We start from the raw sequence: 7,010 nt of genomic DNA on the forward strand, positions 1-7,010 counted from the left end.
GGGGTTGCTACGCCGACGCCGCTCCGCAGCCTGTCTTGGTCAAAATTGGCCATATCTCTGCACCCTCCTGATAGTGCGGTTTTAATATTGGCTCTCAATCCGGCAATTTCAAGGAAAATGGACCGCGCCGGGCCTTTGACAGGCCGAAAGATCGTATAAAGAAAATGTAACGATTATGCGGAGTTAAGCCGGATCGACTCAATCCGACCGCAGCATGGAAGCCGCCGGCACCGACAGAACCCGCCAGGTGCCGAGAAGACCGAGACCGATTGTCGCGGCGGTGGCCCCCAGAACCGTAAGCGCGAGCGTCCCGGGCAGCACATGCCAGGGGAGTTCCATCACGATCGCGACGACGGCCCAGGCGGCAATGCTGCCGGCCAGCGCCGCGACCAGCGCCGTCGAGAGCCCGAGCGCCGCATATTCCCGCACATAGATGCCGAGCACACGCGCCCGCGTTGCGCCGAGCACCTTGAGGATGACCGCGTCACGCGCCCGGGCACGGAACCCCGCCGCCATCGCACCGGCGAGAACGAGGATACCGGCCGCGAGCGTCACCATGCCGGTGACGCGGACGGCGAGCGAGAATTGCCCGAGCAGTGCGTTGACCGCGTCGAGCGCCTCCTTGACGCGCACCGATGTGACGTTCGGAAACCGCGTCGCGACCGCCCGTTCGAGCGCCGCCTCGCCCGCTTCGTCCATCGTCACCGTCGCGAGTTCCGTATGCGGCGCCGCTTCGAGCGCCCCCGGCGAAAAGACCATGACGAAATTGATGCCGAGCGATTGCCAGTCCACCTCGCGCGTATTGGCGAGCGTCGCCTCGAGTTCGCGGCCGAGAATATTGACGGTGATCCGGTCGCCGACCTTGAGCCCGAGCCCCGTCGCCAGTTCGTCGGCAAAGGAGACGAGCAGCGGCCCCTTGTAGTCCTTCGGCCACCAGCTTCCGCTCAGGAGCTTCGAGTTTTCCGGCGGCGCGGCGGCGTATGTAATGCCGCGATCGCCCTTGAGCGCCCATTCGGCGCCCGAGGCCGGTTTCACCTGATCGGCGGGCACGCCCTTCAGCGCAACGAGCCGTCCGCGCAGCATCGGCACGCGCTCGAACTTCGTCACGCCCGGCGTCGCGCGGATGAATTGCTCGAAAGCGTCCGACTGATCGGGCTGAATGTCGACGAAGAAGAAGGATGGCGCGCGGCCCGGCAGCTCCTTCATGATCTCGCCCGAAAGATTGCCGTTGATGAGCGACACGGTGACGAGAAGCGTGAGCCCGAGGCCGAGCGACAGCATGACGGCGGCGGTCGACGCGCCGGGCCGGTAGAGATTGGCGAGTGCGAGCCGCATCTCCGGCGAGCGCCCCCGGCCTCCCGTCCCGTGCAGCCGCGCCGCCAGCGCCCCGACGCCGAGTGCCGCGAGCCGCAGCAGCGCGAAGACGCCGGCGGCGCCCATGATGAACCACAAGGCGAAAAGCGGCTGCTCGGCCGTGACCACCGCCAGCGCCGCGAGCGTGAGAAGCGTCGCCGCCGTGGCGGCGATATAGATCGGGCGCGGCCATTGCCGCTCCGGCGCGACCAGCGCGCGGAAAAGGCTCGCCGCCGGAACTTCCCGCGCCCGCGCGAGCGGCCAGATCGCGAAAGCGAGCGCGGTGAGGAAACCATAGGCGGCCGCGAGCAGTAGCGGACCCGGATAGAGTGCCAGCACCGCCGGCACCGGGATGAGATCGCCCGCAAGCCGGTCCGTGACGAAGGGCACCGCCGCGCCGAGCGCGAGTCCGGCCGCGATCCCCGCAACGGCAAGCGCCATCACCTGCGTCAGATAGATCGCGAAGATGAGCGAGCCTGGCGCGCCGAGGCACTTGAAGGTGGCGATCACCTCGCGCTTGCCGTCGAGATAGGATTTGACCGCATTGGCGATGCCGACGCCGCCGACCGTGAGCGCAGTCAATCCGACAAAGGTGAGAAAGAGCGCGACCCGTTCGACGAAACGCCGCATCGAGGGCGCGCTGTCTGTGCGGTCCTGAACGCGCCATCCGGCATCGGGGAAAGCGGTGTGAAGCGCCTCGACCCAGGCTTTGATCGCCGGCACGTCGCGCGCACTTTCGGGGAAGCGCAGACGATAGTGATAATTGACGAGGCTTCCCGGTTGCACCAATTCGGTCGCGGGCAAGGCCGCTTCGGCGATCATCACGCGGGGCCCGAGCGCGAAACCGTCGCCGACGCGGTCGGGCTCGTGGCGGATTTCAGCGCGGAGTTCGAATGTGCTTTCGCCGATGCGCACCTCGTCGCCCGGCTTCAATCCGAGCCGCGAGACGAGATTGGGTTCGGCGATAAGCCCGTAATGGCCGTCGCGCATCGCCAGCGCGTCGGCAAGCGGCATCTCCGGCGACAACGCCATCGCGCCGTAGAGCGGATAGCGTCCGTCGACGGCCTTCAATTCGACGAGGCTTTGTTTGTCGTTCGCCGCGGTGCGCGCCATGGCGCGAAGTTCCGCCGAGCGCGACACCGTGTTGCCCTTCGAGAGGAAGGCGAGTTCGGCGGCGTCCGCCTCGCGATGAATGAGCCGCACATCGACGTCGCCGCCGAGAATCTCCTGGCCACGTTCGGCGAGCCCGCGCGTCAGCGCCGTCGAAACCGAACCGACGCCCGCGATCGCCGCGACGCCCAGCGCGAGGCAGGCGAGAAAGATGCGAAAGCCCGCGAAGCCTTGCGCGAAATTGGCGCGCAGCTCGCGGGCGCCCAGCCGAAGAGCGAGAGGAAGGGAACTCACGCGGCGCCCGCCTCCGCCTGTTCGACGAGCCCGTCGCGAAGCCGGATCACCTGCCCGCACCGCGCGGCCAGTTTTTCGTCATGCGTGATGAGGACGAGCGTCGTCCCCTTGCGTTCATGCAGTGCGAACATCAGCTCAATGATGCCCTCGCCCGTCGTCTGGTCGAGATTGCCCGTCGGCTCGTCGGCGAGCAGGATTTCAGGATCGCCGATGACGGCGCGAGCCAGCGCGACGCGTTGCTGCTCGCCGCCCGACAATTGCCCTGGATAATGAGAAAGCCTGTGGCCGAGGCCGACGGCGCGAAGCTCCGTCTCCGCCCGCGCGAAGGCGTCCGGCCTGCCCGCGAATTCAAGCGGCACGGCGACGTTTTCGAGCGCCGTCATGGTCGGCACGAGGTGGAAGGATTGGAAGACGATACCTATATGATCGCGACGGAAGCGCGCGAGCCCGTCCTCGCCGAGCCGTGTCAGATCCTCGCCCGCGACCTTCACCCGGCCTTCGCTCGGCCGCTCAAGCCCCGCCAGCACCATCAGGAGCGTCGACTTGCCAGACCCCGAAGGACCGACGAGCCCCGCCGTGCCGCCGCGCGCGACCTTGAGATCGATGCCGCGCAAGATGTTGACCAGCCCGGCCGCACTGGGCAGGCTCAGCTTCAGACCTTCAAGCTCGATAATGGTGTCGCTCAATTGACCGCCCGCATTTTCCTGCCTGCCCTTTGGAGAGCCCTCGGCCGATATGGCATGTTTGCAGGGATTTACAAGCGAGCGCCAGCGGCGCGGGCGATAACGGCGGATGATGATCGCCTACCTTCTACCTCCCCCCTCGAGGGGGAGGTCGGAACGCGCAGCGTTCCGGGCGGGGGGCCTTCTTCGCAAGACTCGTTCCTGAGCTTACCCCCCTCCCAACCCTCGCCCTCCCGCTTTGGCGGCTTGTCTGCCAAAGGCGAACAAGCGGTGGGGGAGGGCTTCAGCCGCTCAAATCGCTTCGTTGTTTTTGCCGTGCTTCTTCTTTCCGCCCTCACGGCACCTGCCTTCGCCGCCGAAAAGCCCGTCACCATCGTCGCGCTCGGCGACAGCCTGACCGCCGGCTATCTGCTCGGGCCCGACGAGGGCTTCGTGCCGCAGCTCCAGAAACGCCTGAGGGCGAAGGGCCATGACGTCGTCGTGATCGATGGCGGCGTCTCCGGCGACACGACGTCGGGTGGGCTTTCGCGCCTCGACTGGACCGTCGGTCCCGATGCCGACGCGGTGATCCTCGAACTCGGCGCGAACGACGCGCTGCGCGGCATCGACCCAAAGCTGACCCGCGCCAATCTCGAAGCCATCGTCACGCAGCTTCGCAAGCGCGGCCTTCCGATCCTGCTCGCCGGCATGATCGCGCCGCCCAATATGGGCGCCGACTACGCCAGAAACTTCAACGCGATCTTTCCCGAGCTCGCGGCGGAGCATAAGCTCCTCTTCTATCCTTTCTTCCTCGACGGGGTCGCCGGCGAATTGAACGGCAAGCCGGTCGCGCCCGGCCTCACCCTCGCCGACGGAATGCATCCGAACGCCAAGGGCGTCTCGATCATCGCCGCCCGCATCGCGCCGAAGGTCGAGGCGCTGATCGGCGAACTCGGGGCGAGGCCGGCGGCAAAATAATTCGCGGGGCGTCCGTCCCGCGCATCCAGCATCAGCAACGATCCCGCGAAGGGACATGCCACAGGGGCACTCAATGAAACCCGGCGAAATGGAATATCGCGAACTCGGCCGCACGGGCCTCAAGGTCAGCTCGATCTGTCTCGGCACCATGACCTGGGGCGAGCAGAACACCGAGGCCGAAGGCCACGCGCAGATGGATTACGCGCTCGACCAGGGCATCAATTTCTTCGACACCTCGGAAATGTATCCGGTGCCGCCCAAGGCCGAAACGCAGGGGCGCACCGAAACCATCATCGGCACCTGGTTCAAGGCGCGCAAGAACCGCGACAAGGTGATCCTGGCCTCGAAAGTCGCCGGCCGCTCGCCGATGGATTGGCTGCGCGACGACAAATCGCCGACAGAGCACAGTCGCAAGCAGATCCTCGAAGCCGTGGACAAGAGCCTGAAACGTCTGCAGACGGATTATATAGATCTCTATCAGCTCCACTGGCCGGATCGTCCGGTCAGCCTTTTCGGCGCTGGCGGGCTCACCTATACCCATGTCGACTTCGACAGCCATCCGATCGACGAAATCCTCGAAACGCTAGGCGAGGTCGTCAAGGCCGGCAAGGTGCGCCATATCGGCCTTTCGAACGAGACGCCCTGGGGCACGATGAAGTTTCTGCATTACGCAGAGACCAAAGGCCTGCCTCGCGTCCAGTCGATCCAGAACGCCTACAACCTCACCAACCGCATCTTCGAACTCGGCGGCGCCGAAATCGCGCATCAGGAAGGCGTGGGCCTCCTTGCCTATTCGCCACTGGCGCAGGGCTATCTCAGCGGCAAGTATCGCAACGGCGCCCTGCCGCAAGGCTCGCGCAAGCAGCTCTTCAACCGCCTGCAACGCTACGAGACGCCCAAGGCCGCCCATGCCTTCGAGAATTATTTCGCCATCGCCGAAAAGCACGGGCTCGACGCCTCGCAACTCGCCAATCAGTTCGTGACGACGCGACCCTTCGTGACCTCGAACATCATCGGCGCGACGACGATGGAGCAGTTGAAACTCGCCGTGACCTCGCGCGAGATCGCCTGGACGAAGGAACTCGAAACCGACATCGCCGCCGCCCATCTCGACCAGCCGAACCCCTGTCCGTAATCAGCCGCAGGAAGATATCGACACCTCCCCCCTTGAGGGGGAGGTCGATCGGCGAAGCCGATCGGGTGGGGGGACTTCTTCGCGAGACTCTTTCCTGCAGCCTACCCCCCTCCCAACCCTCCCCCTCAAGGGGGGAGGGCTATAGAGTGAAGGTCATCGACACCGGCCGAACGAACCCCATGATCCGCCTCTTCACCGCGCTGGAAATTCCCGACGAGATCGCCGAGCGGCTGATGCGGCTCCAGCGCGGGCTCGAGGGTGCACGCTGGATCGAGCGCGCGGACTTCCACATCACGCTGCGCTTCATCGGCGACATTCCGGAGGATGTCGCCGACGACGTCGATGCGGCGCTCGCCGAAATTCCCTTCGTGCCTTTCGAGCTCGAACTCGAAGGCGTCGGTGCTTTCGGCGGCGCGAGGCCTCACGCGGTATGGGCGGGCGTCAAAATGACGGAGCCGCTGCGCCTTCTTCAGCAACGTCATGAAAACGCGATCCGCCGCGTCGGGCTTCCGCCCGAAACGCGCAACTACACGCCGCATGTGACGCTCGCCCGTCTGCGTGGCCGCGAGGCGGACGAGGCCTACCGTTTCGTCGAGGCGAATAATCTTTTCGCGAGTCCGCGTTTCGAAGTGACGCGCAGCGTTCTCTTCTCATCCCGCACCAGCACCGGCGGCGGGCCTTATGTGATCGAACGCCTCTATCCGGATTTCGAGCCTCACGACGAGTGATCGGCGGCGTCCTCGATTGCATGCATGGCCGCGTCCGAGAGGCCGAAATGATGGCCGATTTCGTGGATCAGCACATGGGCGATGATGTGGCCCAGCGTCTCGTCGTAATCGGCCCAGTAGTCGAGCATCGGCCGGCGGTAGAGAAAGACCATGTCCGGGAGCTTGGTCGTCCGGTTGCTGAGCTCGTAGGGCTCGCCGGTGCCGTGATAGAGCCCGAGGAGATCGAAGGGACTTTCGAGCTCCATCGCGTCGAGAACTTCATCGGTCGGAAAATCCTCGACCCGGATCACCAGCCCTTCGCAGCGCGACCGGAATTCCTCCGGAAGCCGTGCGAACGCCTCGCCGGCGATCCGCTCGAAATCTTCGAGGCTTGGCGCCTTGATTGTTTTCCAGTCCATCACATCCTCTCTTGCATGACGACTTTAGGCAGGCGAGGCTCTGCCCGCAACGTGAGGAGAAGATCATGGTCGAGAAACTGAGCGGCGCGGCGCGCGAAAAGGCTCTTTCGGAACTCAAGGGCTGGACCAAGGTGCGGGGACGCGACGCCATAGAAAAGACATTCCTCTTCAAGGATTTCAACGAGGCCTTCGGCTTCATGACTCGTGTCGCGCTCGCCGCCGACAAGGCCGACCATCATCCCGAATGGTTCAACGTCTACAACAGGGTCGAGGTGACCCTGACCACCCACGACGCGAAAGGCGTTTCCGAACGCGACGTGGCGATGGCGAAATTCATGGACAGGATCGCGGG

General features: G+C 65.0%; 7 protein-coding genes. 4 read left to right on the plus strand and 3 right to left on the minus strand.

Annotated features, from left to right (window positions below):
- Positions 1-198: 198 nt before the first annotated feature.
- Entirely contained in the window at positions 199-2,757 is a 2,559-nt protein-coding gene (locus tag VMR03_RS06355; RefSeq protein ID WP_325403377.1) for an ABC transporter permease, read from the minus strand.
- The gene (locus VMR03_RS06360) at positions 2,754-3,443 is read right to left on the minus strand and encodes an ABC transporter ATP-binding protein (RefSeq protein WP_325403379.1); all 690 of its coding nucleotides are present in this window, start codon (positions 3,441-3,443) and stop codon (positions 2,754-2,756) included. The genes VMR03_RS06355 and VMR03_RS06360 overlap by 4 nt, the downstream gene beginning before the upstream one ends.
- Positions 3,444-3,755: 312 nt before the next feature.
- On the opposite strand from VMR03_RS06360, the gene VMR03_RS06365 reads away from it, so the two are divergent.
- The 3 genes from VMR03_RS06365 to thpR all read left to right on the plus strand — a co-directional run bounded on the left by VMR03_RS06365 (position 3,756) and on the right by thpR (position 6,260).
- Positions 3,756-4,397: an arylesterase gene (locus VMR03_RS06365; RefSeq protein WP_325403381.1), complete on the plus strand. Its 642-nt coding sequence runs from the start codon at positions 3,756-3,758 to the stop codon at positions 4,395-4,397.
- Positions 4,398-4,485: 88 nt separating this feature from the next.
- Positions 4,486-5,532 (plus strand): aldo/keto reductase, encoded by a 1,047-nt coding sequence (locus VMR03_RS06370; protein WP_325403389.1) that lies wholly within the window; start codon positions 4,486-4,488, stop codon positions 5,530-5,532.
- A gap of 146 nt (positions 5,533-5,678) precedes the next feature.
- Positions 5,679-6,260 (plus strand): RNA 2',3'-cyclic phosphodiesterase, encoded by a 582-nt coding sequence (thpR, locus tag VMR03_RS06375; protein WP_325403383.1) that lies wholly within the window; start codon positions 5,679-5,681, stop codon positions 6,258-6,260.
- Here thpR and VMR03_RS06380 read toward each other — a convergent pair.
- Entirely contained in the window at positions 6,248-6,658 is a 411-nt protein-coding gene (locus VMR03_RS06380; protein WP_325403385.1) for a metallopeptidase family protein, read from the minus strand. The two genes, thpR and VMR03_RS06380, sit on opposite strands and share 13 nt — an antisense overlap.
- A 65-nt stretch (positions 6,659-6,723) precedes the next feature.
- Between VMR03_RS06380 and VMR03_RS06385 the strand changes: the two genes are divergently transcribed.
- Positions 6,724-7,010: 4a-hydroxytetrahydrobiopterin dehydratase (locus VMR03_RS06385; RefSeq protein ID WP_325403387.1), on the plus strand; the 287-nt coding region annotated here is incomplete at its 3' end.

Source organism: Parvibaculum sp. (genome assembly GCF_035511255.1).
GTDB lineage: Bacteria > Pseudomonadota > Alphaproteobacteria > Parvibaculales > Parvibaculaceae > Parvibaculum.